Annotated in this window: 25 protein-coding genes; 18 read left to right on the top strand and 7 right to left on the bottom strand. The window is 53.9% G+C overall.

Annotation, left to right across the window (positions count from 1 at the left end):
* Position 1: 1 nt before the first annotated feature.
* The gene (locus tag FHW66_RS01235; protein ID WP_183377892.1) at positions 2 to 691 is read right to left on the bottom strand and encodes a response regulator transcription factor; all 690 of its coding nucleotides are present in this window, start codon (positions 689 to 691) and stop codon (positions 2 to 4) included.
* 511 nt (positions 692 to 1,202) lie between these two features.
* Positions 1,203 to 1,652, bottom strand: a complete 450-nt coding sequence (gene smpB / locus FHW66_RS01230; protein ID WP_183377891.1) for an SsrA-binding protein SmpB — start codon at positions 1,650 to 1,652, stop codon at positions 1,203 to 1,205.
* Positions 1,653 to 1,720: 68 nt separating this feature from the next.
* On the opposite strand from smpB, the gene FHW66_RS01225 reads away from it, so the two are divergent.
* From FHW66_RS01225 to guaA, 4 genes are all read left to right on the top strand, one after another.
* Positions 1,721 to 2,152 carry a type II toxin-antitoxin system RatA family toxin gene (locus FHW66_RS01225; RefSeq protein WP_183377890.1) on the top strand — a complete coding sequence of 144 codons (432 nt, stop codon included), beginning with the start codon at positions 1,721 to 1,723 and terminating at the stop codon, positions 2,150 to 2,152.
* Positions 2,145 to 2,438 carry an RnfH family protein gene (locus FHW66_RS01220; protein WP_183377889.1) on the top strand — a complete coding sequence of 98 codons (294 nt, stop codon included), beginning with the start codon at positions 2,145 to 2,147 and terminating at the stop codon, positions 2,436 to 2,438. Before FHW66_RS01225 ends, FHW66_RS01220 begins: the two co-directional genes overlap by 8 nt.
* A gap of 167 nt (positions 2,439 to 2,605) precedes the next feature.
* Positions 2,606 to 4,066: an IMP dehydrogenase gene (gene guaB, locus FHW66_RS01215; RefSeq protein ID WP_183377888.1), complete on the top strand. Its 1,461-nt coding sequence runs from the start codon at positions 2,606 to 2,608 to the stop codon at positions 4,064 to 4,066.
* A 123-nt stretch (positions 4,067 to 4,189) separates the two neighbouring features.
* A complete protein-coding gene (gene guaA, locus FHW66_RS01210; protein WP_183377887.1) occupies positions 4,190 to 5,770 on the top strand; it encodes a glutamine-hydrolyzing GMP synthase in 1,581 nt (526 codons plus the stop codon).
* Between the two features lie 155 nt (positions 5,771 to 5,925).
* On the opposite strand, the gene FHW66_RS01205 is transcribed toward guaA, so the two are convergent.
* Together FHW66_RS01205 and FHW66_RS01200 are read right to left on the bottom strand one after the other, a co-directional pair.
* On the bottom strand, positions 5,926 to 6,462 hold the full coding sequence (locus FHW66_RS01205) for a carboxymuconolactone decarboxylase family protein (RefSeq protein WP_183377886.1): 537 nt from the start codon (positions 6,460 to 6,462) through the stop codon (positions 5,926 to 5,928).
* A 66-nt stretch (positions 6,463 to 6,528) separates the two neighbouring features.
* On the bottom strand, positions 6,529 to 7,278 hold the full coding sequence (locus FHW66_RS01200) for an SDR family NAD(P)-dependent oxidoreductase (protein ID WP_183377885.1): 750 nt from the start codon (positions 7,276 to 7,278) through the stop codon (positions 6,529 to 6,531).
* A gap of 111 nt (positions 7,279 to 7,389) precedes the next feature.
* Between FHW66_RS01200 and FHW66_RS01195 the strand changes: the two genes are divergently transcribed.
* The 3 genes from FHW66_RS01195 to FHW66_RS01185 all read left to right on the top strand — a co-directional run bounded on the left by FHW66_RS01195 (position 7,390) and on the right by FHW66_RS01185 (position 9,453).
* Positions 7,390 to 8,304, top strand: coding sequence for a LysR family transcriptional regulator (locus tag FHW66_RS01195; RefSeq protein WP_183377884.1), 915 nt, complete (start codon positions 7,390 to 7,392; stop codon positions 8,302 to 8,304).
* A 268-nt stretch (positions 8,305 to 8,572) separates the two neighbouring features.
* Entirely contained in the window at positions 8,573 to 8,986 is a 414-nt protein-coding gene (locus tag FHW66_RS01190; protein ID WP_183377883.1) for an ester cyclase, read from the top strand.
* On the top strand, positions 8,983 to 9,453 hold the full coding sequence (locus tag FHW66_RS01185; RefSeq protein WP_183377882.1) for a MarR family winged helix-turn-helix transcriptional regulator: 471 nt from the start codon (positions 8,983 to 8,985) through the stop codon (positions 9,451 to 9,453). The genes FHW66_RS01190 and FHW66_RS01185 overlap by 4 nt, the downstream gene beginning before the upstream one ends.
* A 109-nt stretch (positions 9,454 to 9,562) precedes the next feature.
* Here FHW66_RS01185 and FHW66_RS01180 read toward each other — a convergent pair whose 3' ends face one another.
* The gene (locus FHW66_RS01180; protein WP_255458763.1) at positions 9,563 to 10,450 is read right to left on the bottom strand and encodes a LysR family transcriptional regulator; all 888 of its coding nucleotides are present in this window, start codon (positions 10,448 to 10,450) and stop codon (positions 9,563 to 9,565) included.
* Between the two features lie 248 nt (positions 10,451 to 10,698).
* Between FHW66_RS01180 and FHW66_RS01175 the strand changes: the two genes are divergently transcribed.
* The 6 genes from FHW66_RS01175 to ldcA all read left to right on the top strand — a co-directional run bounded on the left by FHW66_RS01175 (position 10,699) and on the right by ldcA (position 14,832).
* The gene (locus FHW66_RS01175; protein WP_183377880.1) at positions 10,699 to 11,376 is read left to right on the top strand and encodes an NAD(P)H-binding protein; all 678 of its coding nucleotides are present in this window, start codon (positions 10,699 to 10,701) and stop codon (positions 11,374 to 11,376) included.
* 219 nt (positions 11,377 to 11,595) lie between these two features.
* A complete protein-coding gene (locus tag FHW66_RS01170; protein ID WP_183377879.1) occupies positions 11,596 to 12,006 on the top strand; it encodes a DUF2306 domain-containing protein in 411 nt (136 codons plus the stop codon).
* Between the two features lie 100 nt (positions 12,007 to 12,106).
* On the top strand, positions 12,107 to 12,742 hold the full coding sequence (gene queE / locus FHW66_RS01165) for a 7-carboxy-7-deazaguanine synthase (protein WP_183377878.1): 636 nt from the start codon (positions 12,107 to 12,109) through the stop codon (positions 12,740 to 12,742).
* Between the two features lie 76 nt (positions 12,743 to 12,818).
* Entirely contained in the window at positions 12,819 to 13,268 is a 450-nt protein-coding gene (gene queD, locus FHW66_RS01160) for a 6-carboxytetrahydropterin synthase QueD (protein ID WP_183377877.1), read from the top strand.
* A 75-nt stretch (positions 13,269 to 13,343) separates the two neighbouring features.
* Positions 13,344 to 13,847 carry a tRNA adenosine(34) deaminase TadA gene (gene tadA / locus FHW66_RS01155; protein ID WP_221196931.1) on the top strand — a complete coding sequence of 168 codons (504 nt, stop codon included), beginning with the start codon at positions 13,344 to 13,346 and terminating at the stop codon, positions 13,845 to 13,847.
* Positions 13,840 to 14,832 carry a muramoyltetrapeptide carboxypeptidase gene (gene ldcA, locus FHW66_RS01150; RefSeq protein ID WP_255458762.1) on the top strand — a complete coding sequence of 331 codons (993 nt, stop codon included), beginning with the start codon at positions 13,840 to 13,842 and terminating at the stop codon, positions 14,830 to 14,832. The genes tadA and ldcA overlap by 8 nt, the downstream gene beginning before the upstream one ends.
* Here the strand turns inward: ldcA and FHW66_RS01145 are convergent.
* Positions 14,819 to 15,514: a DUF1439 domain-containing protein gene (locus tag FHW66_RS01145; RefSeq protein ID WP_255458761.1), complete on the bottom strand. Its 696-nt coding sequence runs from the start codon at positions 15,512 to 15,514 to the stop codon at positions 14,819 to 14,821. The genes ldcA and FHW66_RS01145 overlap by 14 nt on opposite strands.
* A 125-nt stretch (positions 15,515 to 15,639) precedes the next feature.
* Between FHW66_RS01145 and FHW66_RS01140 the strand changes: the two genes are divergently transcribed.
* The 5 genes from FHW66_RS01140 to FHW66_RS01120 all read left to right on the top strand — a co-directional run bounded on the left by FHW66_RS01140 (position 15,640) and on the right by FHW66_RS01120 (position 21,567).
* Complete coding sequence (locus FHW66_RS01140; RefSeq protein ID WP_183377875.1) at positions 15,640 to 17,238, top strand: ABC-F family ATPase; 1,599 nt, start codon at positions 15,640 to 15,642, stop codon at positions 17,236 to 17,238.
* A 23-nt stretch (positions 17,239 to 17,261) separates the two neighbouring features.
* Positions 17,262 to 18,401, top strand: a complete 1,140-nt coding sequence (gene nadA, locus FHW66_RS01135) for a quinolinate synthase NadA (RefSeq protein WP_183377874.1) — start codon at positions 17,262 to 17,264, stop codon at positions 18,399 to 18,401.
* Positions 18,398 to 19,285: a carboxylating nicotinate-nucleotide diphosphorylase gene (gene nadC, locus FHW66_RS01130; protein WP_183377873.1), complete on the top strand. Its 888-nt coding sequence runs from the start codon at positions 18,398 to 18,400 to the stop codon at positions 19,283 to 19,285. Before nadA ends, nadC begins: the two co-directional genes overlap by 4 nt.
* A 207-nt stretch (positions 19,286 to 19,492) precedes the next feature.
* Positions 19,493 to 20,788 (top strand): MASE1 domain-containing protein, encoded by a 1,296-nt coding sequence (locus FHW66_RS01125; protein WP_370543419.1) that lies wholly within the window; start codon positions 19,493 to 19,495, stop codon positions 20,786 to 20,788.
* Positions 20,785 to 21,567, top strand: a complete 783-nt coding sequence (locus FHW66_RS01120; RefSeq protein ID WP_183377872.1) for a carboxylesterase — start codon at positions 20,785 to 20,787, stop codon at positions 21,565 to 21,567. The genes FHW66_RS01125 and FHW66_RS01120 overlap by 4 nt, the downstream gene beginning before the upstream one ends.
* Positions 21,568 to 21,607: 40 nt before the next feature.
* On the opposite strand, the gene FHW66_RS01115 is transcribed toward FHW66_RS01120, so the two are convergent.
* On the bottom strand, positions 21,608 to 23,908 hold the full coding sequence (locus tag FHW66_RS01115; protein WP_255458760.1) for a patatin-like phospholipase family protein: 2,301 nt from the start codon (positions 23,906 to 23,908) through the stop codon (positions 21,608 to 21,610).
* Positions 23,909 to 24,126 lie beyond the last annotated feature (218 nt).

The following is a 24,126-nucleotide window of genomic DNA, read 5'->3' as shown; positions in this document are numbered from 1 at the left end:
ATCACTCCTTGATGAATTGATAGCCAAGTCGGTAGACCGTTTGAATACAGGATTTGTCGCTGCCGAGTTGAGCGATCTTTTGGCGGATGCTGCTGAGATGGACGTCGATGTTGCGATCAAAGCGCGCCAGCGGGCGGCCCAGCCCTTGCTCGGACAAATGTTGCTTGCTGACGGGCTTGCCAGCGTTGCGGGCCAGCACTTCGAGCAGGTTGAATTCGCTGCTGGTCAGTTCCAGTGGTTTGCCGGACCAGGTTGCGCGGCGCTGCTCGGGCCACATTGCCAAGGCACCAACAGCAAGTGGTGAGTAGGGGGCGTGCTCAGCGTTGTCATTGACGGTTCTACGCAGAATTGCGCGTAGACGGGCGGTCAGTTCGCGTGGCGTGCAGGGTTTGGGCACATAGTCATCGGCGCCGAGTTCCAGGCCGATGATGCGATCGGTATCATCGCCTTTGGCGGTGAGCATGAGGACCGGTAAATTGCTTTTGGCACGAATGCGTCGCAGGGTTTCAAGTCCATTCAGACGCGGCATCATGACATCAAGCACAACAATGGAATAGTGGTTGCTCAGTGCTTCAGTCACACCCGCTTCGCCGTCATAGGCAACGCGGACTTCAAATTTTTCTTGCTCAAGATACTCCCTGAGCATGTCAACGAGTTCAATGTCGTCGTCTATCAGCAATACTTTGGACATCGTCGTTTATTCGCCTTCGTAAAGTGCAATTGCTCTTAATATGCCGCAATCATATTCGCATTCGTCGTGGGCTTGTTATATTGGTAACCTTTCGTGGCACCATCCTTACATCATTTTACTTTGCTTTTTACAGATGTAAATCACTGATTTCGTTGAAAAATTTCTATTGAGCAAGCTTATTTTTTGCGCTTGCTAGCACATCGGCTGGGCATCGCACGTTTTTTTGCGTGAGTGCAAATCTGCTAACCTAGATTTACGATCCTTGACACAAAGCATCGCGGTTTTGTCATGCTTTTTTCTTGACAATTGCAGGCTAGAGGTAACAGGTTCAGGGTACGTTTTTGCGTTGTGCGCATACATGTAAGTGGCGTGCATTACCTTGCAGCCACGGATATTGCCAAGCACGCACCCTGCTCAGGGAAATGCTTGACCCGGCGGATGCTTGTCGAAGTCCGTTCGAATGAGGAAGGCGTTGTCCACTGACAGCAGCCTGCTGTCAGCATCGTCACTATTACCGTCGATGTTGCTTCATGGCCGCCTGAATTTGGCGCTGGCTGTCGCGGTTTTTTTCTGTTTCACGCTTATCGTGCTGTTTCTTGCCCTTGGCCAGGCCGATCTCGCATTTCACACGGCCGCGGCTATAGTGCAGGTTCAGTGGCATCAGGGTATAACCAGAGCGTTCCACCTTGCCGATCAACTTGGCAATCTCTGCAGCATTGAGCAGCAGTTTACGTGTGCGTGTGGTTTCAGGGTGAACGTGGGTCGACGTACTGGTCAAGGCACTGATGTGCGCACCGAACAGGAAAATCTCGCCATTGCGAATGATCACGTAGGCTTCCTTGATCTGCGCTTTGCCGGCCCGGATTGCCTTGACTTCCCAACCTTGCAGGACGATACCTGCTTCGTAGCGTTCTTCGATGAAGTAATCGAAAAAGGCCTTTTTGTTATCTACAATACTCATCTAGTCGGAAAATCCGTGGTCTCGGTTAAAATTTCAACTTTGCGATTTTATCAAATGGACCACCTTTCATGGCAGTCGTACATAAAACAGTCCTGATCAATTACAGCGCCGAGCAAATGTTCAAGCTCGTTGATGGCGTAGAAGACTACCCCGAATTCCTCCCATGGTGTGGCGGCGTTGAAGTTGCCGAACGAGAAGATAACAAGCTCAAGGCCAAGATCAAGATCAATTACCATGGCCTCAAGCAGTCATTCACCACCGAAAACACCAATACACCGCCCAGCAGTATGGTAATGCGGCTGGTGGAAGGCCCATTCAAGCATTTTGAGGCGCGCTGGAACTTCAAGGTGCTGCGCGAAGATGCCTGCAAGATTGAATTTGACATGCAATACGAGTTTTCCAGTCGTATTCTGGAGTCGGTTATCGGGCCCGTATTCAGCATGATTGCCAACAGTTTTGTCGATTCCTTCTGCAAGCGTGCCGAGATTGTCTATGGCTGAGCCGGTCTTGATCGACGTCGAAATCTGCTATGCGACACCAGCGCTGCAAATCAATCGTGCAGTGCGGGTAGCAGCGGGTAGCACCATCCAGGACGCTATCATGCAAAGTGGCGTGCTGCGCGAGTGTACCGCAATTGATCTCACGGTGAGTCGAGTTGGCATTTACGGCAAGCTCAAAACGCTCGATACCGAAGTTCGTTCGCAGGACCGCATCGAGATCTATCGACCTTTGATTGCAGATCCCAAAGACTCCCGCCGTCGCCGTGTAGCGAAGAAGTCAGCTTGATCGAGCTTCTTTCGCGTTGTGTTGCACTTGCCAGTTCAATACGTCTTCGATGTAAAGATGCGACATCCGCATAGACTAATCTAGCTAAAAATCAAGGGATTTATCTGCTCAACGAAAGATTCTCGTATTTTTCTGTATAATTCGCTTTTGCGCCTATAGGAAATACTATGCGTCTCCTCCAAAAAGCACTCACATTCGATGACGTGCTCCTCGTTCCAGCTTATTCGAACATTCTGCCGAAAGATACTTCGCTTGCGACTCGTCTGACGCGCAACATCCGTCTGAACATCCCGTTGGTATCCGCCGCGATGGATACCGTCACTGAAGCTCGTCTGGCGATTGCCATTGCGCAAGAGGGTGGCATCGGTATTGTGCACAAGAATCTGACTGCCAAGGAGCAGGCGCGCGAAGTCGCGAAGGTCAAGCGTTTTGAGTCCGGTGTGGTGCGGGATCCGATCACGATTCCGCCGTCGATGAAGATCCGCGAAGTGATCGCTTTGTCGGAGCAGCATGGCATTAGTGGTTTCCCGGTGGTCGAAGGCACGAGCCTGGTCGGCGTGATTACTAACCGCGATCTGCGTTTTGAAGAAGATCTCGACGCTGAGGTACGCGCCAAGATGACCCCGCGCGACAAACTGGTCTACGTCAAGGATGGCGCTGATCCGGAAGAAGCCAAGCGCCTCATGAATAAGCACCGTCTGGAACGTGTGATGGTGGTCAACGACAACTTCGAGTTGCGTGGCCTGATCACCGTCAAGGATATCCAGAAGTCGACCGCCCACCCATTTGCCAGCAAGGATAGTCATGGCAAGCTGCGTGTTGGTGCTGCTGTCGGTGTCGGTCCGGACAACGATGAGCGTATCGAACTGCTGGTTGCAGCAGGTGTGGACGTATTGGTGGTTGATACCGCACACGGTCATTCCGCAGGTGTTCTCAATCGCGTCAAATGGGTCAAGACCCGTTATCCACATGTTGAAGTCATTGGCGGCAATATTGCCACTGGTGCGGCTGCCAAGGCATTGGCCGAGCACGGTGCAGACGCGGTCAAGGTCGGTATCGGTCCTGGCTCCATCTGCACCACGCGTATCGTTGCAGGTGTGGGCGTGCCGCAAATTTCGGCGATCGCCAATGTGGCCAAGGCACTCGAAGGTACAGGCGTGCCGGTAATCGCCGATGGTGGTATCCGCTTCTCGGGTGACGTTTCCAAGGCGCTGGCTGCAGGTGCATCCAGTGTCATGATGGGCAGCATGTTCGCCGGCACGGAAGAAGCGCCAGGTGAAGTGATTCTGTTCCAGGGCCGCAGCTACAAATCCTACCGTGGTATGGGTAGTCTTGGTGCGATGTCGGATGGTTCTGCGGATCGCTACTTCCAGGATGGCGAAAACAACGCCGACAAGCTGGTGCCAGAAGGTATTGAAGGTCGTGTGCCTTACAAGGGCAGTGTGCTGGCAATTCTGTATCAACTGGTCGGCGGCGTGCGTTCGTCGATGGGTTATTGCGGTTGCGCCACGATCGATGAATTCCGCGAAAAGGCCGAGTTTGTCGAGATCACCTCGGCTGGTATGCGCGAGTCGCATGTGCATGACGTGCAGATCACCAAGGAAGCTCCTAACTATCGCGCTGAATAAGCGGGACCGAGTGAGTAAAAAAGGCTGCGGGAAGGACCAAACAGTCCTTAACCGCAGCCTTTTGACTTCTTTCTCAATGTCGTTGCCGCATAACATTTTTCAATCTTGTCATTCTCCACAGCCATGCATTCAAAAATTCTGATCATCGATTTCGGTTCCCAGGTCACGCAACTGATCGCACGTCGCGTCCGTGAAGCCGGCGTGTTCTCTGAGGTTTATCCCTATGACGTGAGTGACGAATTCATTCGTAACTACGGCGCCGCTGGCGTAATTCTGTCTGGTGGCCCGAATAGCGTGACCGAAGGCGATACACCACGCGCACCGCAAGCTGTGTTCGAGCTAGGTGTCCCGGTACTGGGTATTTGCTACGGTATGCAAACCATGGCAGCGCAGTTGGGTGGCAAGGTCGAAAACGGCAAGCTGCGCGAATTCGGTTACGCGGAAGTACGCGCGCATGGCCACACCGCCTTGTTAAAGGATATTGCAGACTTCACCACAGCTGAAGGTCATGGCATGCTCAAGGTCTGGATGAGCCATGGCGACAAGGTCAATGACATGCCACCCGGCTTCAAGCTGATGGCATCAACCGGCAATTGCCCGATTGCCGGTATGGCCGACGAAGCACGTCGCTTCTATGCCGTGCAATTCCACCCTGAAGTCACCCATACCGTACAAGGCAAGGCATTGCTGAGTCGTTTTGTGCTGGATATCTGCGGCTGTAAGTCGGACTGGAATATGCCTGACTATATTGCCGAAGCGGTCGCTGCCATTCGTGCCCAGGTAGGCGCCGATGAAGTGATTCTCGGTTTGTCCGGTGGGGTCGACAGCAGTGTTGCTGCCGCCCTGATCCATCGCGCCATTGGTGATCAGCTGACCTGTGTTTTCGTTGATCACGGCTTGCTCCGTTTGGATGAGGGCAAGATGGTGATGGAGATGTTTGGCAAGAATCTGGGTGTCAAGGTGATTCATGTTGATGCCACCGACCAGTTCATGGGGCATCTGGCCGGCGTGACTGATCCTGAAGCCAAGCGTAAGATTATCGGTCGTGAATTTGTCGAAGTGTTCCAGGCCGAATCTGGCAAGCTCAAGAGCGCCAAGTGGCTGGCGCAAGGCACGATTTACCCGGATGTGATCGAAAGCGCCGGTAAAGGCAAGAAGGGTGCTCACACTATCAAGAGCCACCACAACGTTGGTGGCTTGCCTGACACGCTGAATCTGAAATTGCTGGAGCCGTTGCGCGAGCTGTTCAAGGATGAAGTGCGTGAATTGGGTGTCGCATTGGGTCTGCCACACGAGATGGTTTATCGTCATCCATTCCCAGGTCCGGGTCTGGGTGTGCGTATCCTGGGTGAGGTCAAAAAAGAGTTCGCTGATTTGCTGCGTCGCGCAGATGCGATCTTCATCGAAGAGCTGCGCAACACCAAGGAAGCAGATGGCCAGAGCTGGTACGAAAAGACCAGCCAGGCATTTGCGGTATTCCTCCCGGTCAAATCAGTGGGTGTGATGGGAGATGGACGCACTTATGAATACGTAGTGGCCTTGCGTGCGGTACAAACGCAGGACTTCATGACTGCACATTGGGCGCATCTGCCACATGAATTACTTGGCCGCGTCTCCAACCGCATCATCAATGAAGTGCGAGGCATCAATCGGGTGGTGTATGACATCTCGGGCAAGCCGCCAGCGACGATTGAGTGGGAATGATTTTGGGTCCGGCAATGCCAGATAACTGAAAGCATCCAATCACCTTGAAGCCCGCATTATCGCGGGCTTTTTGTTGTGGTTCGGCATCGACAGCAAAATGGACTGCCGATGCCGAAGAGTTGCATCCGTCGTGGCAAGCTTAGCCGGCTTCCAAATTAATCCAGCTTTGGCGCAGCAGGAAAATCCACTGGAATCCTGGTGGTTGAATGCAAGTAGTTGCTCACGGTCTTGTCCCCGATGACGACGATGGCATCCACCAGATTCTCTTTGGTCCAGCCGGCAGCAAAGAATGCTTCGACCAATACTGGATCGACATGGCCGCGGCTTTGCGTGATGCCTTTGGTCAAGCGGGCGAGGGCGTCGAGCTTGACGTCAAAGCTGGCTTGTCCGCGGCGGATATCGAGGATTTGCTCTTCGCTGAAGCCGTTCATCTTCCCGAGCATGGTGTGTGCCGCCAGGCAGTACTCGCACTCATTGACCTGACTGACAACCAGATTGACGACCTCGCGTGCTTTGCCTGAGATGCTGCTCTTGGCGTTTTGTAATGCCAGGTAAGTTGCCAGTGCGGTGTCAGAGTGGGCAAAGGTCGCGTAGAGGTTGGGAACCATTCCAAGCCCTTTTTTGAGGTTGTCAAAAATGGCCTGATTGTTGATGCTGACTTCTTCGCGGGTAGGAACGTTGATGGTGCTCATTGTGATCTCCAGGGGGGAGTCTAAAAAGTAAAACGCAGGTTGATGGGGCTGGGCTATTGCGCTGTTTTATTGGGCTGTGTATCCACCGTCGACCGTAATCGACTGGCCGGTAAGGTAAGCGGCTTTGGTAGACGCGACGAAGACGATGGTTTTAGCAATTTCATCGACCGTGGCAGCGCGTTTGGCAGGAATACCTCCCAGAAAACCTGCTTTGGCGCTTTCGTCGTTTCCAATAAAGCGGTCCAGCATGTTGGTTGCCACCGGACCTGGTGCGATGGCATTAACACGTACCCCGAACTGAGCGCCTTCCAGCGCTGCGCTCTTGGTCAATCCTTCGACTGCGAATTTGCTAGCAACGTAGACCGATGCCCCGGCGAACCCGACTTGCCCGGCAATGGATGAGAGGTTGATGATGGAACCGTGTCCCTGCGCTTGCATCGCACGCATCTCGTGTTTGAGCGACAGCAGGGTGCCTAGCACGTTGGTCGAGAACGTGGCATGGAAGTTATCTGTGCTTTGTTCGGTAATCGGGCCTAGTGTGCCTTCCGTGCCAGCGTTATTAACGGCAATGTCAAGCTTGCCGAACAAACTGACTGTTTGTTCGACAAGTGCACGGACCTCTGCTTCATCGGTGACGTCGGCTTTGATGAACTCAGCCTTGCCTCCCAATGCGCGAAGTTCGGATGCCAATGCGGTGCCGGCCTCTTCGCGGCGCCCGCTAACGACCACGTTGGCACCAGTTCGCGCAAAGGCGAACGCGGTTGCACGGCCGATTCCGGTTAAAGCACCGGTGATGAGAACGTTTGATGGATTCATGTCTGCTCCTGGTTGATGTATCGAGGCCTTCACTTTGACTTATTCCTTGATGTTCGTATAGACTGATTTTGGCGATATCACTTAGTCGTTAATGGAATATATTGAGCAGCCATGGACAAGCTTTCTGCAATGCGTACATTTGTGAGGGTGGTCGAGTCAGGCAGCTTTTCTGCTGTGGCAGATGAGTCGCAGACCACCCAGAGCGCCGTCAGCAAGCAAGTGGCTGCTCTGGAGCGACAGTTGGGGGCAAAGCTGCTGATTCGGACGACGCGCTCGCTGGCATTGACCGAGGAGGGCGCGCGCTATTTCGAGCAGGCGCGAAGGTTGGTCGCCGAAATTGCTGAAGCCGAGTCTGATTTGATCACAGGCGAGAGGCAATTACGGGGATGGATCAGAGTTGCCGCCTCGGTCGGTTTTGGGCGCTTGAAGTTGATGCCGCTGGTGAAGTCGTTCATGCAAGCGCACCCCGACGTCAAGGTTGACCTGCGTCTACATGACGGCTTCATCGACTTGGTGGAACAGGGTATTGATGTGTCGGTTCGGATTGGTGATTTGCCCGATAGTGGGCTTATTGCGCGGCGTGTTGGTGTATCGCAGCGCATGCTGCTGGCCCATCGGGACTATCTGCGAAACCTCCCCGCCGACGTGCGTGCGCCGCGCGATCCGGAAGACTTACCAGCGCACCAGTGTATTGTCTACACGGGACTTGCCAATAGCAATCTATGGACTTTCACAGCCGGTGCTGGTGCATCGGAAACAATGGGAGTGACTAAGAGTGTGCGGGTTCACGGAGGTATTCAAACAAACAGTAGTGAGGTGATACGTTCGGCGGTTATTGGCGCAATGGGTATTGGCTATGCGCCTACCTGGTTATTCGAACCCGAATTAGCAAATGGAGAAGTGGTGCGGCTCATGCCTGACTGGGACTCACCGTTATCACCGATTCATCTGGTGAGTCCCCCTGAGCGGAAACATTCAGCCAAGGTAAAGGCGTTCGTCGAGCATATCTCGCTGGCGTTGCATTGAGTAAAAATGAAAATAAATCCGGTTGGGAAATTCAATTTTCCAAGTCCGATGTCGTGCAGATTGTTCATGATTATTCCTTGAAGACTACGAGGCAACGCACTTCCAAATGAGATGGAAGTCAAGCTAATCAATCGTTACCGCTTTTGAAGGCACTACTGGTCTGTGAAGATCAAAGCGGAAAACGGATATCTCACTTTATTTATACAGCTTGGTTGTATATAATCTGCGATGTTGGTGGACTTATGTTGCCCGCCCGATCGGAGAAAAAATGGACAAATTCTCGCCCAAACAGGTCGTAAAGCGCTTCAACCATGAAGTGATCGAGCAAGGTAATCGTGCATCATTCGATGCACTCGTCGCCTCGGACTTTGTTAATTGGTCCGCGCCAGTCGGCGCACCGAACGATGGTGCGGGTCTGTGGAACACGTTTGAGCACGTGCTGCGACCGGCGCTCTCAGGGCTGAAAGTGCAGATCCACGAGCAACTCAGCGACGGCGATAAAGTGACCACGCGCAAAACAGTGCATGGTGTGCATACCGGCACCTTGCTGGGAGTTCCTGCTACTGGACGGCAGGTCAGTATCGACGTTATTGACATCGTCACGATCCGGGATGGCCGTTATGCCGAGCACTGGGGTGTCAATACACTTGCGGCAGTGCTAACCCAGTTGCGATTCTCATGAGTGCCGCACTCACTTTCAGCCCCACCACCACACATGCATCTGGCGATTCGTTTTCAGCGACGCTATCCGAGGAGTTGCGCGACGCAGTTGGACGCTTCGTTCGAACGGTTCGGACGCGCAGCGGGACGCCTCACGATGCACAGGTCGACGCGTTGGCGGAACTGGATCGCAACGGGCCGATGAGCGCTGCGGCCTTGGCTGAAATCCGCGGCGTGACCCATCAGTCGATGCGGCTGGTGGTGAGTCGGCTGGAGGCTGCTGGATTGGTCGCACGTGAGCCAGACCCCTCTGATGGACGTGGTTGGTTGATGACTTTAACTGATGCCGGGCGGCACGCTGCCGCAGCGCATCGCCAAGCCAGATCACTTTGGCTAGCGCAGGCCATCCATGCAAAGCTTTCAGGGAAAGAGCGCGAAACAATTGCTCAGGCTATCCCGCTGTTGCTTCGCCTAATTGAGCCAGATTGAAGCATCCGTCCTAGTTGATCGTTACTGGTCAGCTACAGCGGTCTCATATTCTTGCCTTATTCAGCGAACGTCTCGTCCCGGCGGGGGATATACGTGCATCGTATCGTCGCTAGGCTTTTCCCAAGCGCAGTTCATGCACCAGACTGATCAGGGCGCGCAGCCGTGCCGGGACAAAACGATGGCCGGAGTAGTACAGCCGCAAACCACCAAACGTAGGGCACCAGGATGGCAGTAAGGGCACGAGGTTCCCTGTTTTCAGCTCATCCAGAATAAGCCACTCGGCGATGAAACCGATGCCCAGTCCATGCAGGATCGCTTGTTTGATGGCGGGCATCTCATTGAGCACGAAGCGTGTCGGCAGATCCATCTGCAGCTTTTGGCCGCCTCTCTCCAGTTCCCACTGATAGATGCCGCCATGCGTCATGCGCATGCCGATGCTCTGATGCATGAGCAGATCGTGTGGCTGCCTGGGCGTGCCGTGGCGTTGCAGATAGTCGGGAGTGGCGACTACGAGCATGCGGATATCGGGCGAGAGCGGTACCGCAATCATGTCTTGCGGTACCGATTCGGCCAGACGGATACCGGCATCGAAGCCTTCGGCCACGATATCGATCAAGCGCGATTCGCTCACGACGTCGATGCGCATCTCCGGGTAGCGCTGTGCGTACTGGCGTAAGAGTGGCTCCATCAGCAAGGTGCCCACGCCTTGCGGTGCATTGATGCGTAGCGTGCCGCTGGGCACGTCGTGGCCACTACCAGCTTCTTCGCTGGCACGCTTGATTTCTGCCAGCGCGGGCGCGATGCGTTCCACATAGCGCTGGCCGATGTCGGTTAGGGCCACGCTACGCGTCGAGCGGTTGAACAGGCGTACTTTCAAGCGTGCTTCGAGACCAGCCACAGCGCTACTGACGGCGGTAGTAGACATACCCAATTCGAGCGCCGCACCGCGAAAACTCTTGCGACGTGCTACCGCCAGCACCACTTCCAATTCGGTCATGCCTGTTCGATGCATTAATTGTCCTGATTTAAAGGATTCTTCATGAACCAAAATGCGGCTTATCAGAATAATAAAACATTCATAGACTGCTATGTTTCCATCATTCAGGAACCTTCCATGCAATGCATCACGCTCTTCCACGAGCCGCGCCCACCATGCGGCGTTTTCAAGCACTCGCACCTTGGCCAGGAGATAGGGAGGTGGGGCATGAGCGCTTGTCTTGAGCCAAAGACCTTGACGGAGCGGCCATGAACATCGCCATTTTTGGAGCCAGCGGTATGGTGGGCCAGGGCGTTCTTCGCGAATGTCTGCAGGATGCAAACCTTCAAAAGGTGCTCATCGTGGGGCGCTCTGCGCTTGATGTGGTGCATCCGAAGCTGGTGCAGCTGGTGACTTCGGATATGTTGGACCTCAATCAGTATCAGGCAGAGCTCACGGGCATCGACGCCTGCTTTTTTTGCCTGGGGGTCTCGTCGGCTGGGATGACTGCAGACCAGTACCGCCATTTGACCTATGCGCTCACGGTATCGGTGGCGTTGAGGCTGTTGCGCTGGAACCCTGGCATGACCTTTGTCTACGTGTCGGGTGCTGGCACCGACAGCAGCGAAAGAGGTCGCAGCATGTGGGCCCGGATCAAGGGCGAGACCGAAAACGCCCTGCTGCGTCTGCCGTTCAAGGCTGCTTACATGTTGCGGCCGGGCATCATTCTTCCGCTTGATGGCATCCAGTCCAAGACGCGCAGCTATCGGCTGTTCTACAAACTGCTTGGGCCGCTTTTACGAGGTCTTCAGCGCCTATGGCCAGGCTCGATGACCACGACTGCCAACGTGGGCCTGGCGATGCTGCAGCTGGCGCGTGAGGGCTGGCCGCAGAGCGTGCTGGACGGCAGCGCGATCAATATGGCAGCGCACCGCCAACGGCGCTGAACAACGACGGCGTTCCCCGCTAACCCGGGGAACTGTCCAAGCAACGACTGTTGACCCTGCGCTTTCTGGGCGGACATATATCGTCCTTGAATTTCATGGCGGAAGATGGGACCATACCCTGCAGAGCATCAAGTCCGCAACGACGCACTTTCATTGCCGGAAAGATTGATACAGATGGGTTTGTTTTCCCTAAACAAATAAAAATGAATGAACGCCGGAATGAACCTCTTTCTTTTGCGCAGCGCTAGCCTGCCAGTCAAGCTTCATCTTGTTGTTGCCTTGGGTGCCTTGTTGCTGGGGGCGATTCAGCTTTTGGGCAAGAAGGGAACATGGACACACAAAGTGCTCGGTCGCCTGTGGGTCATACTGATGCTTGTCATCTGTATAAGCTCTTTCTGGATTCGACAAGTGATGCCCGACAGTAGAGTATTTGGATACTCGCCAATACATCTGCTCAGCATTTTTGTTCTTTTGCAAATGGCCCGTGGTGTTTATTTTGCCAAAGTGGGCAATATCCCCAAGCATCGCCTGGTGATGCAATACAGTTATATGGGCGGGTTGCTGATTGCCGGTGCCTTCACTTTTTATCCTGGACGACTGCTCTACGCTATCTTCTTTGGCGCCAACTGATATTCGTTGACGCTGATAAGGGCGGGCTTGGAAGCGTTATAATTCGTCTCCGGATTGCTTCTCTGTCGTGGCATCCGCTCCATCAGCGCTCCTATTTATCGTGACCTATAGCATTAAAGAAATTTTTTACACCTTGCAAGGCGAGGGTACGCATGCCGGCCGTCCGGCGGTGTTTTGTCGCTTCAGCGGTTGTAATCTCTGGAGTGGCCGCGAAGAAGACCGTAGCACGGCCATTTGCCAGTTCTGCGATACCGATTTCTTTGGCACCGATGGTGAAGGGGGCGGTAAGTTCAAGACCAGCGAAGCCTTGGCTGAAGCAATCAATCGTTTGTGGCCAGAAACCTACAGCGCCAGCAAGTACGTTGTATTCACTGGTGGCGAACCGCTGTTGCAACTGGATGCAGCCCTGATCGCCAGCATGCATGCAGTCGGATTTGAAATTGCTATCGAGACCAACGGCACGATCCCTGTGCCATCCGGGGTCGACTGGATTTGTGTCAGTCCCAAGATGGGCGCTGAACTGAAGGTATTTAAAGGTAACGAGCTCAAAGTCGTAATCCCGCAACTGGGCCAGCGACTGAGCGATTATGAGAAGCTGGATTTTCAGCATTACCTGCTGCAACCGATGGATGGTCCTGACGCTGCCCGCAATACCGCGCTCGCGATCGAGAAGGTCAAAAATAATCCGCGCTGGAAGCTGAGTATCCAGACGCACAAGCTGCTGCAGATACCGTAATTCAGGCTTCGCCTCTTTCGCACGGCCATTGGCATTTGCCAAAACGACAATTCATCTTTTAAACACCCGAGCATTCATGCTGACAATTACCCGTAAACTCGAATTTGATGCCGGTCACCGCATCCCCGACCACAAGAGCCAGTGCCGCAATCTGCACGGTCATCGCTATACACTGGAAATTACCTTGGTCGGGCGTGTGATCGAAGTGGAGGGTAGTTCGGACAATGGCATGATCATGGACTTTTCCGATATAAAAACCCTTGCCAAGCAGCATCTGGTTGACGTGTGGGACCATGCTTTCCTGGTGTACGAGAAGGACAAGCCGGTACGTGACTTCCTGGCCAGCTTGCCGGATCACAAGACAGTGATTATCGATCGCATTCCGACTGTTGAAAATCTGGCACGTACCGCCTTCGATATTCTCAATGCTGCCTACAAGGATGCCTACGGCACCGGCTTGCATCTGCAGAAGCTGGTGCTCCACGAAACGCCTAATTGCTGGGCGGAAGTGACTGCCGATCAATAGTTGAATAACACCCCCTTTGTTGCCGAACCGATGACAACCAGTGATTCTTTCCTGACTTCGCCGCATGCCGGTCATATGCGACTGGCACTGTCTCAGGCGCAGCGTGCATGGGATCTGGGGGAGGTTCCGGTTGGTGCGGTCGTCGTTAAAGACGGCGAAGTGATCGCTACCGGATTCAATCAGCCGATTGCGCATCATGACCCTAGTGCGCATGCCGAGATCATGGCACTGCGCGCTGCTGCGGCTTTTCTTGGTAACTACCGGCTGCCGGGTTGTGAACTTTACGTCACTCTGGAGCCCTGTGCGATGTGCGCTGGCGCCATGTTGCATGCGCGTCTGGCGCGCGTTATCTATGGTGCGGCTGACCCCAAGACCGGTGCTAGCGGTTCCGTGCTCAACCTGTTTGCACAAGCAGAGCTCAATCATCAGACCGAATTGATCGGCGGTGTTCTAGCGCAAGATTGCGGACAGCTTCTCAAAGATTTTTTTGCCCAGCGCCGTGAGCGCCTGAAGCAGGAACGATTGCTGCGGCAGGCAAATACGTATGTCCCATTGATGGATGAAGAAGCCAATGACTGAATCCTTGCCTACCCTTGAGTTTCAGGTGCCTGCGGGCACGTGCGTGGCGATTGTGGCACCTGGTGGTTATGCCCCTGATGAAGCGGCGGTGACCAAGGGGATTGCGGTGCTGGAAGCGCAAGGGTGCAGGGTCAAGAGCTTTTACGACCATGCTGCGCGTCATCAGCGCTTTGGCGCAACCGATGCCGGGCGCGCTGCACAGATTCAGCAAGCGGCGGCTGATCCTGATGTCGACATCGTGATGGCACTACGTGGCGCGTATGGCATGTCACGCATTTTGCCTGCGCTCAATTATCCGGCGCTGGCAGCTAGCGGCAAACTGTTTGTCGGTTATAGCGATATCACGGCACTGCATCTTGCTCTGCTGGCCCAAACTGGCGCTGCCAGCTTTGCTGGTCCCATGTTGTGCGGTGACTTTGGTGCAGAGAGACTCAGCGCGATGACCATGGATAGTTTCTGGCGAACGATGACTGAACCAAGTCAAACGATCACGGTGGCGTCCGAAGGCAATCCTGTGCTGCAGACGGAAGGTGTGTTGTGGGGGGGGAACCTTGCGATGCTGGTGCATCTGCTGGGCACGCCTTACTTTCCGGACATTGATGGCGGCATCCTGTTTGTAGAAGACATCAACGAACATCCCTATCGGGTCGAGCGCATGCTGCTGCAACTGGAGCATGCAGGTGTGCTGGGGCGGCAACATGCGGTTTTGCTGGGTGATTTCTCCAATTATCGTCTGTCGGACTATGACAATGGTTATGATTTCGCGCAGATGCTGTCGTATGCGCGTGCCCATTTGTCCGCGCCGCTATTGACTGGCTTGCCCTTTGGCCACATTGCTGACCGCGTGACGTTACCAGTTGGTGCATGGGCTAAGTTGCAGGCAAACGTCGATGGTTATCGTTTGCAGCTGGATGACTATCCGACGCTCGGCCGAAACGGGATGCGTCTGGTACGCAATGTCAGTGATCGGGCTACAAGGGCTTGATTTCGACCTTCACGCCATTGTCGATGACGGTGATTGCGCCTGGCTCGAAGCGCTTGCCATTCCATTCAAGCTGTTCTGGCTTGAAACTGTAGATCGTATAATTTTTCAGAATCTGTTCTGCAGCCATATTGCCGATTGTATTGAGCTGCGCGGCGAACTGCGCCGGAACACCATTCACCTCTACTTTTTGCACCACCGGTTGATCGAGTCTTACGGATCGTGTGTCGACGTCATATTTCAGGGCGCTGCTGACCGAGAGGGTGCCGTTGACCGGTTTCGGCATGAGTATTTTATTATCAATCTGCAGATCGACTGTGCTCACCAGTCTGTTGCTTTTGGGATCCATGCGTAGTCGGGGATTACTCAGGGTCACATCAAACAGCTGCATGTAGCTTAATGTGCGCGGGAACTGCCGGGCAATGACCGTCTGCAACTCCTGCTGGCCAAATTGGTATTCGCTGGTCCAGACGTTGTAGCCTGCAAGGCAGATGCCAGTCAATGCGAGCAGACTGAGCCCCAATAAAAGCATGCTTGTGATGCGAACGATAACGCCTTGGTGGTCAATTTTGTTGCGAATCTCATTAGGCATGTGGCAAATCCTGTTGTGGTCGTTCAACGATCTGGCTATTTTGGCTAAATAGGTTTGTATTTTCCCAATATTTCCCCTATTTCCAAAAGGCAATGATTTATTGTCTGCAGGCTTGCGGCACTTGGTTCGCGCCGGACTACGGCTGCAATGGTAAAATCACAGGTTTACGTCAGGTTTGACACCAGTATTTCGGCAACTTCTCAATAAAGGCTTTTTCAGTGTTATCGACCGCCAACATTACCATGCAGTTCGGCCCCAAGCCGCTGTTCGAAAATATTTCCGTCAAGTTTGGCGAAGGCAATCGCTACGGCTTGATCGGCGCCAACGGCTGCGGCAAGTCCACCTTCATGAAAATTCTGGGCGGCGATCTTGAACCGTCGGCAGGTAACGTCAGCCTGGATACCAATGAACGACTGGGCAAATTGCGCCAGGATCAATTCGCCTACGAAGAAATGCGCGTACTTGACGTCGTCATGATGGGCCACACGGAAATGTGGGCTGCCATGTCGGAGCGCGATGCGATCTACGCCAATCCAGACGCGACCGATGACGACTACATGCGCGCTGCCGATCTGGAAGCCAAGTTTGCCGAGTACGATGGCTATACCGCAGAAGCCCGTGCCGGTGAGTTGCTGCTGGGTGTTGGTGTGCCGATTGAGCAGCATCAGGGCCCGATGAGCAATGTCGCACCAGGCTGGAAGCTGCGCGTCTTGCTGGCACAGGCGCTGTTCTCCAATCCGGACATTCTGTTGCTCGACGAACCTACCAATAACCTCGACATCAACACCATCCGCTGGCTCGAAGATGTGCTCAATGAGCGCAATTCGACGATGATCATCATTTCCCATGATCGCCACTTTCTGAATCAAGTCTGCACCCATATGGCGGATATGGATTACGGGACTCTGAAAGTGTACCCGGGCAATTACGACGATTACATGCTGGCTTCTTCGCAGGCGCGCGCGCAGCAATTGGCGGTGAATGCCAAGGCTAAGGAAAAGGTCGCCGAACTGCAGGATTTCGTGCGTCGCTTCTCTGCCAATAAATCCAAGGCGCGTCAGGCAACTTCACGCGCCAAGCAGATCGACAAGATCAAGGTGGAAGATATCAAGCCTTCGAGCCGTGCCAATCCTTTTGTCCGTTTCGACGGCGAAAAGAAATTGCATCGACTGGCAGTGGAAACGCAAAGCATCAGCAAAACCTATGATCGTCCGATTTTCAAGAATTTCAGTGTCATGGTTGAGGCTGGTGAAAAGATCGCCATCATCGGTGCCAACGGTGTCGGTAAAACTACACTGTTGCGCAGTATCGGCGGCGATGTTGCCGGTTTGCAGCCAGACAGTGGTCTGGTGAAGTGGGCCGAGAATGCCAACGTTGGCTACATGCCGCAGGATCCGACCGAAGAATTTGCCAAGGGCGAAACCCTCACCGACTGGATGGGGCAGTGGACACAAGAGGGCGATGATGATCAGGCAGTACGCTCCATTCTCGGACGTTTGCTGTTCTCCGGCGATGACGTAAAAAAATCGGTGAATGTTCTCTCCGGTGGCGAAAAAGGTCGCATGATGTACGGCAAGCTGATGCTTGGCCGGCACAACGTGCTGCTCATGGATGAACCGACCAACCATATGGACATGGAGTCGATCGAGTCGCTCAATATCGCCCTTGATAAGTACGCGGGCACCCTGATTTTTGTCTCTCACGATCGCGAGTTTGTATCTTCGCTGGCAACCCGTATCCTGGAAGTGAAAGAAAACGAGATCGTCGACTTCCGTGGCAACTATGAAGATTATCTGGGCAGCCAGGGTATCCAATAAATTTTTAAAACAGTGTGATTGCCATGCAAGCAAGCGCAATAAAAGTGGTCGAGTTCGAGCGGCCACAAATGGAGATCGGCAGTAGCTGCACCGCCAATGCCTGGGCCAAGGTTCCGGAAACCCCGTCACAGCAAGAGCGACAGGCATTGAAGGCGCGTATCAAGCAACTGCTCAAGGAAAAGCAGGCGGTTCTGGTCGCGCATTATTATGTCGATGCGGACCTTCAGGATCTGGCTGAGGAAACCGGTGGCTGTGTTTCAGATTCTCTGGAAATGGCGCGTTTCGGGCGTGACCATGCGGCACAGACACTGGTGGTTGCCGGTGTGCGCTTCATGGGCGAAACGGCCAAAATTCTGAGCCCCGAAAAACGCATCCTGATGCCTGATCTTGATGCCACCTGCTCACTTGATCTGGGTTGTCCCAGTGATGAGTTTGCGGCTTTCTGCGATACCCATCCGGACCGCACGGTGGTGGTGTATGCCAACACCAGTGCCGCTGTCAAAGCGCGCGCTGACTGGATGGTGACCTCGTCGATTGGCCTCGATATCGTCAAGCATTTGCATGCACAGGGTAAAAAAATTCTGTGGGCGCCTGACAAGCATCTGGGTAGCTACATTCAGCAGCAGACTGGCGCTGATATGTTGCTGTGGCAAGGCTCTTGCCTGGTACACGATGAGTTCAAGGGGGTTGAACTGGAACTGCTGCGCAAGGAATACCCGAAGGCCAAGATTCTGGTGCATCCGGAGTCACCTGCCAACGTCGTAGCGCAGGCTGACGTGATCGGTTCCACCTCGCAATTGATCGCGGCAGTCACGCAGCTTGATGCTGAGGAATTCATTGTCGCGACTGACAATGGCATTTTGCACAAGATGCGTACTGCGGCGCCTGGCAAGCGCTTCATTGATGCGCCAACTGCCGGTAACAGTGCGACTTGCAAGAGTTGCGCTCATTGCCCGTGGATGGCAATGAATGGATTGCGCAATTTGTTGCAGGTGCTGGAAACTGGCAGTAATGAAATCCAGGTTGATCCGCTCATTGGCAAGCAGGCGGTGGTCTGTATTGATCGTATGCTGGACTTTGCGGCGCACCAAAAGGCTAACGTTCGGGCTGGTCGCGCCTTGGAAAATGAACAAAAACTGTTTGCGGGAATTGGTCCAGCATGAGCCTGATCGTCAGTAGCACCAGTAATTTACAGAATTCCTTTGCACCGTTCGATACGGCGTTGCAAGCGGCCTTTGACCTCAATGTGAATCAGGCTATTGCCGAAGATGTTGGTCATGGCGACCACACCGGGTTGCTGGTGCCGGAGAATGAATTCGTCAAAGCGCGCGTGGTTGTGCGTGAGTCGGCAGTGTTGTGCGGTGCGCCTTGGTTCGAAGCCATCATGGCGCGACTCGATCCGCGCCTGCGTGTCACCTGGCGTTATGCCGAAGGCGACTTGATGCAGGCCGACAGCGAAGTGTGCCTAATCGAAGGTCCGGCACGTGCTTTGCTCACTGCTGAGCGCGGTGCCCTGAACTTCTTGCAACTGCTCTCTGGCGTGGCAAGTGCGACACGACGCTATGTAGCGTTGATTGCAGGTACCTCGGCACGTATTCTGGACACCCGTAAAACCCTACCGGGTTTGCGACTGGCACAGAAATACGCGGTGCGCGTAGGTGGCGGGCTGAATCAGCGGCTGGCTTTATACGACGGTATCCTGATCAAGGAAAATCACATCGCTGCTGCCGGCGGCATTACGGCAGCGCTACAGGCAGCCAGCAAGCTCAATGCGGGAGTCTCGGTACAGGTTGAGGTGGAAAACCTTGATGAATTGCGAGAAGCTCTGGCGGCTGGCGCAAACTCAATCCTGCTCGATAATTTTTCTCTGGAGCAGATGCGTGAGGCGGTTGCGATTACCGCTGGCGCGGCGGTGCTGGAAGCGTCGGGTGGCATCAATAGGGAAACCGTACGCGGTATCGCTGAAACTGGTGTCGATCGCATTTCCATTGGTAGTCTGACCAAGGATATTCAGGCGGTTGATTTTTCCTTGCGTGTTATCGACTGAATCTGACTGAGCGTTCAGATGCCGACCGGTTCTGACGCGCCAACAATAAACCCGCAGTGCTGCATCAGCCTGCGGGTTTATTGTTGCTTTAGTGGCGGTAGCAGAGAGCTGCGATGCTAAAATTTTGACTTTGGCAGGCGCAACAACAATGCAGGAAAAATCGGCGATTCAGCCATTGGTCATCAGGCTAATTTTAGGAAAATCATCGTGAAGAAAAACAGTTTTGTCGCGCCCCTGCTGTGGGCCATCTTGTATTTTCTGTTTGGCTTTTTGTCGCATGCGCTCAATGGCCCGTTTGTCGCCAGCGGCCATATCTGGTTACCAGCCGGGATCACGGTGGGAGCGTTGCTGTTGACGCCAACCCGGCGCTGGCCGGCGTTGCTGGTGGCGCTCACGATTGCACAGGTGCTATTGGGCTTGACTGAGCAGCGCGACATTTTCCGGATGGTTCTCTTTTCGCTCGACGAGATTGGTGTGGCGGCGATTGCTGTGTGGCTGGTCAGACGCGCGCCATTCCCGATGGAGGGCTTGTATTTTCTGCGCGGCCTGCTGATGATCGGGATCGGCGCAAGCTTGGTCAGTGCGGCATTTGGGGCTGCCTGGTTCGCTTTGACGCAGGACGTCCCTTTCTGGCAAGTCTTGCGTGTCTGGGCGTTCGCAGATCTCGTTGGTATGCTGATCCTGACCCCGGTACTGGCTGGCTGGTCGCAATTTCGAGCCTTGCGCTCCGGCGGTATTGCCAAGACCGAATTCATTCTGGGACTGCTGGCCTTTGCTGCCATGATCGGCTCCACCTACCTCGCATTCGACAGTGAGCTCGATCACCTTGTTCTGGATATCAATTTTTCGGCAACCTATTTGCCGTTGTTCTTTGTCGCGCTGGTCACATTGTTATGGGGTGGTCGCGGTGGAGCACTGGCGGTGGTGGTGCTGTCATTGATGGCTTTTACCTACAATGCGCTCGGTCGTGGACCTTTTGTGGAGCTGGGACGATTCAATGCCAGCAACGATTTGCAGGAGCTGCAGTTGTTTCTGGCTGTGGCCTCTTTGCTGTCGCTGCTGATCAGTGCCCTGAAAAGCACCCGTGAACAATTGTACGAACAAGCCTCTCGCCACATCAATGAGGTCGAGATGGCACTCTCCGGTAGTCGCCAACTCTTTTACTGCATTGATCCGCAACAAGGCTCAGTAGTATGGAATGGAGATGTGGAGAATCTGTTATCCCAGCCGTTGGCAGAGCTACAGTCGCTGCAACAGGTCCTGGCATTGGTCCACCCAGAGGATCGAGAGCAGTTGCGCGCGCGCTGGCTCGGTGAAACCGTCGAGAGCGATACCAATGCGTCGAGTCTGGCATTTCGACTGGTACTCCCTCACGTGTCCGGTGTGATTGAGGTGGTCGATATGAGTCGGCATCTGCTCGATGCTGAAGATCGACTGGCAGTGACTGCTGGAGCTTGGCATTTTCCAGGCATAGGTAACGAGCAGGAGAGGGGCAGAGAATGACGACGCGTGTCGGTGCCCTGTTGATTCATGGGCTGGGCGGGACGCAATACGACCTTGGTGGTCTGCATCGAATTCTGAAAAAAGCCGGTGTCGAAACCCATGGGGTCAATTTGCCGGGGCATGGCGGACAACCGGAGGATCTGGTTCCCATGCACGTAGAACATTGGCTGGACGCTTTGGAGCAGCAGTACCGTGAATTGCAGCCGCAATATGACCAACTGCATGTGGTGGGCATGTGCATGGGTGGCTTGCTTGCCCTGTTGTTGTGTTTAAGGGTGCAGCATGATGCTCAACGCGGCAAACTGGTGTTGCTTGCATCACCCGTGTATATCGATGGTTGGTCTATTCCCTGGTATGCCGGGTTACGCTATCCATGTTATTTGATCCCGGGTTTGCCGGCGCGCATTAAAGTGGATGAAGGCGAGCCGTTTGGCATCAAGAATGCGTTGATACGTGCTGTTGTGAAGGCTAAATTTGAGCGCGGCGATGATTTTCACTATCGCTGGATTCCGCTGGCTTGTGTGCGACAGGTTGATCGTATGCGCAAGATGGTCATCGACCATGCCACTGAGATCCGAACACCAACATTGATCATGCATGCGCGTGAGGATGAACTGACCAGCTTGCGGTCGGCAGATTTTTTGCAAGCGGCCATCCCTGATGCCACTAGCGTCGTCCTCGAGAACAGTTATCACATGATCTGCGTCGACAACGATCGTGATATTGTTGCCAACCGCATGCTTGAGTTTTTTGGCTATGCGCCACGCACGCAACGCTGATTGAAAGAGGCGCAGCGTCAGTTATGAAGGCTGCGTCTGGTCAAAATACGCGTCCCAGCTGAACGTACAGGTTCCAGTTTCCACGCTGACCGAGTGCACCACCAAAATAGAGTGGCCCAATCGGAGTATTGCCGCCAAGAAATAGACTCAGGCTCTTGCGGTAGGGCCCATCGCCGAAGGTTTTTCTGGTCAGCCAGACATTACCAAGTTCAAAGCTGCTCCCAATGACAGGTTTGCGCAGGCCAAACAGATTGTCGTTCTCGAGATCGTGCAAATACGTCACACGGCCATATAGCAGATAGTTACCGGTAAACTTATCGGTGGAGTATGCCGAAAGCCGCTGAAAGCCGCCCAGGGAATAGCCAAAACCGTTGTCATTGCTGGAGAGATCCGCATCGGCTTCGACGGCAAGGTTGATTGTGTTGCTACCGCTGCTCAGGGCCCACAAACCCTTGACCTGAGAGGTGCTGTAGCGATAGTCAGAGACGCCAAAGCCACGTTCCACCTCGCCGTACAAGTAATATCCTTTATGCGGGAACAGCGGATCATCGAGTTGATCAACGGTAACCTGAAGGTGTGCCACAGGCTGGTCTGTCTTGTACGAATCGTACAGCATGGTACCGTCATCAAGCTTGATATTGTATGCCGCTGAATAATTTGTGCTTTGATAGTTTACGCCAGTTCGAATTTCTCCCAGTCGTGCAATCGGAATACCGAGATCAATACCCGTTGTCGTTTTATCGATGCGGTATTGCGTTGCTGGTGTGCCATGCAGACTGTTGCCGTCGTATACATCGACGTAACGGCGGTTGATGTCAACGTAGGGCGCGATATACATCCCGCCATAACCAAAAATTGGCTGTCGCAATTCGGTACGCAAGTCGGCGTAAGTGTCGCCGATAGTCAGATCGTTACGCCATTCCAGCCCACTACTGTTCATCCATGGATAGCGATGTCCCAACTGGATGTTATAGCCGCCCTTGCCATTGAGATAGCTTGAGAAGCCCGCGCCAAAGAGCAGGTACTGCGGTCCCCAGGATTTATCTTCCGCATCGATACGCAGGACAGTCTTGCCGTTTTCGGTAATGATTTCCTGGCGCAATGTGCTGAAATCGCCATGGGTCGATAGTTGCGATAACTGTTGATTCAACTCGGCGCTATCGTAGACATCGCCTTCCTTGACGTTCATCCGGCTACGCACATATTCAGGAGGGATGTTGCCAGAGGTATGAATATCAATGGCATCAATCCGAACCTCCTGGATTGGTTTGATCGCCGCCTGACGCTGCGCAAGATATGCCTTCCACTGATCTTCCGGCAGCGACAGGGGGGCCAGTTTCTTGCTCAGTCGCTGGGCGGCGTCGAGACCCGCCTTGATGGTGTTGTCAGCCTGGTCGGTATCGGTCAGTGCCAGGTCTGGCAAATTTGGTTCGATCAGGACATCTTGTTTGCCAAGTAAGGCTTCCTGTGCTTTCACATTTTGCTGAATCAGGATAGTCAACATTTGTTGCGCTACCGCTGATGGAGACTGAAACTTTGCCGGGTCCTGCAAAGGCGTGGCGATATTGACGGCGATGATGATGTCTGCGCCCATATCGCGCGCCTGCCGGATGGGCAGGTTACTGACAAGGCCGCCATCAACGAGAGTCTGTCCTTTGATCTGGAACGGCGCAAATAGCCCTGGTACTGCCATACTGGCACGCATTGCTTCGGGCAGTGAGCCTTGCTTTAATACCACTTCGTTGCCTTGGCCCAGATCGGTTGCGATGGCATGAAAAGGGATGGGTAGTTTGTCAAAGGAAATGTCGGATGGCAGTTGCTGTGTCAGATTTTGCAGCAATGCCAGCAAATTATTGCCTTGAATTAACCCGGGGGCGAATTTGAGCTTTTTGTCACCGAAGCCGGCATTGATGGAAATGGGATACTGGAAATCGTCTTCGCGTTGCGATTGCGGCAGTTTGGCGCGATCGTTGCGATCGAAGACAAGGTCATTGAGATTGATGGTATCCATCCCATGTTGCAATACGTCGGGTGAAATCCCACTGGCATACAAGCCACCAACGAGTGCACCAATGCTGGTACCGGTGATGTAGTCCACCGGAATATGCATTTTTTCCAGATATTGGAGTACGCCGATGTGTGCATAGCCACGCGCACCACCACCAGAGAGTACCAAGCCGATCCGTGGACGGCTCTTGGCAGGCGCATTGTCTGGCGGATAGTCGGCAGTCACGGTCTGCGCCATCAGTTTGCCAGGTGTCGTCAGTGCAAGCAGCAGTGCCGGAGTAAAGATCCAGCGCTGCAGTAAGCGGAATCGAAAGTGGCCCAATTTAACTGGCATATAGGACGGTGAAGCTGCCACGGTAGCTGGCTGATTTCGTGACGCAGGATGAAAGCCTGGTGCAATTCAGCAATGTCATGTTTTTATCGTAAAACAAGGATTTTTGATGTGAAACGGAGCAGCCTCGACTCTGAAAACAGAGTTCACCGACAGTCGCTATCAAGTGGTGGCAAGATAGCATAGGAACTCGGTATATCAACCTGCAAATACAGGGTGTT

The organism is Herbaspirillum sp. Sphag64 (assembly GCF_014192645.1).
Classification (GTDB): domain Bacteria; phylum Pseudomonadota; class Gammaproteobacteria; order Burkholderiales; family Burkholderiaceae_D; genus Herbaspirillum.
Note: the sequence above shows the minus strand (reverse complement) of the source record. Positions and strands in the feature narration are given on the sequence as shown.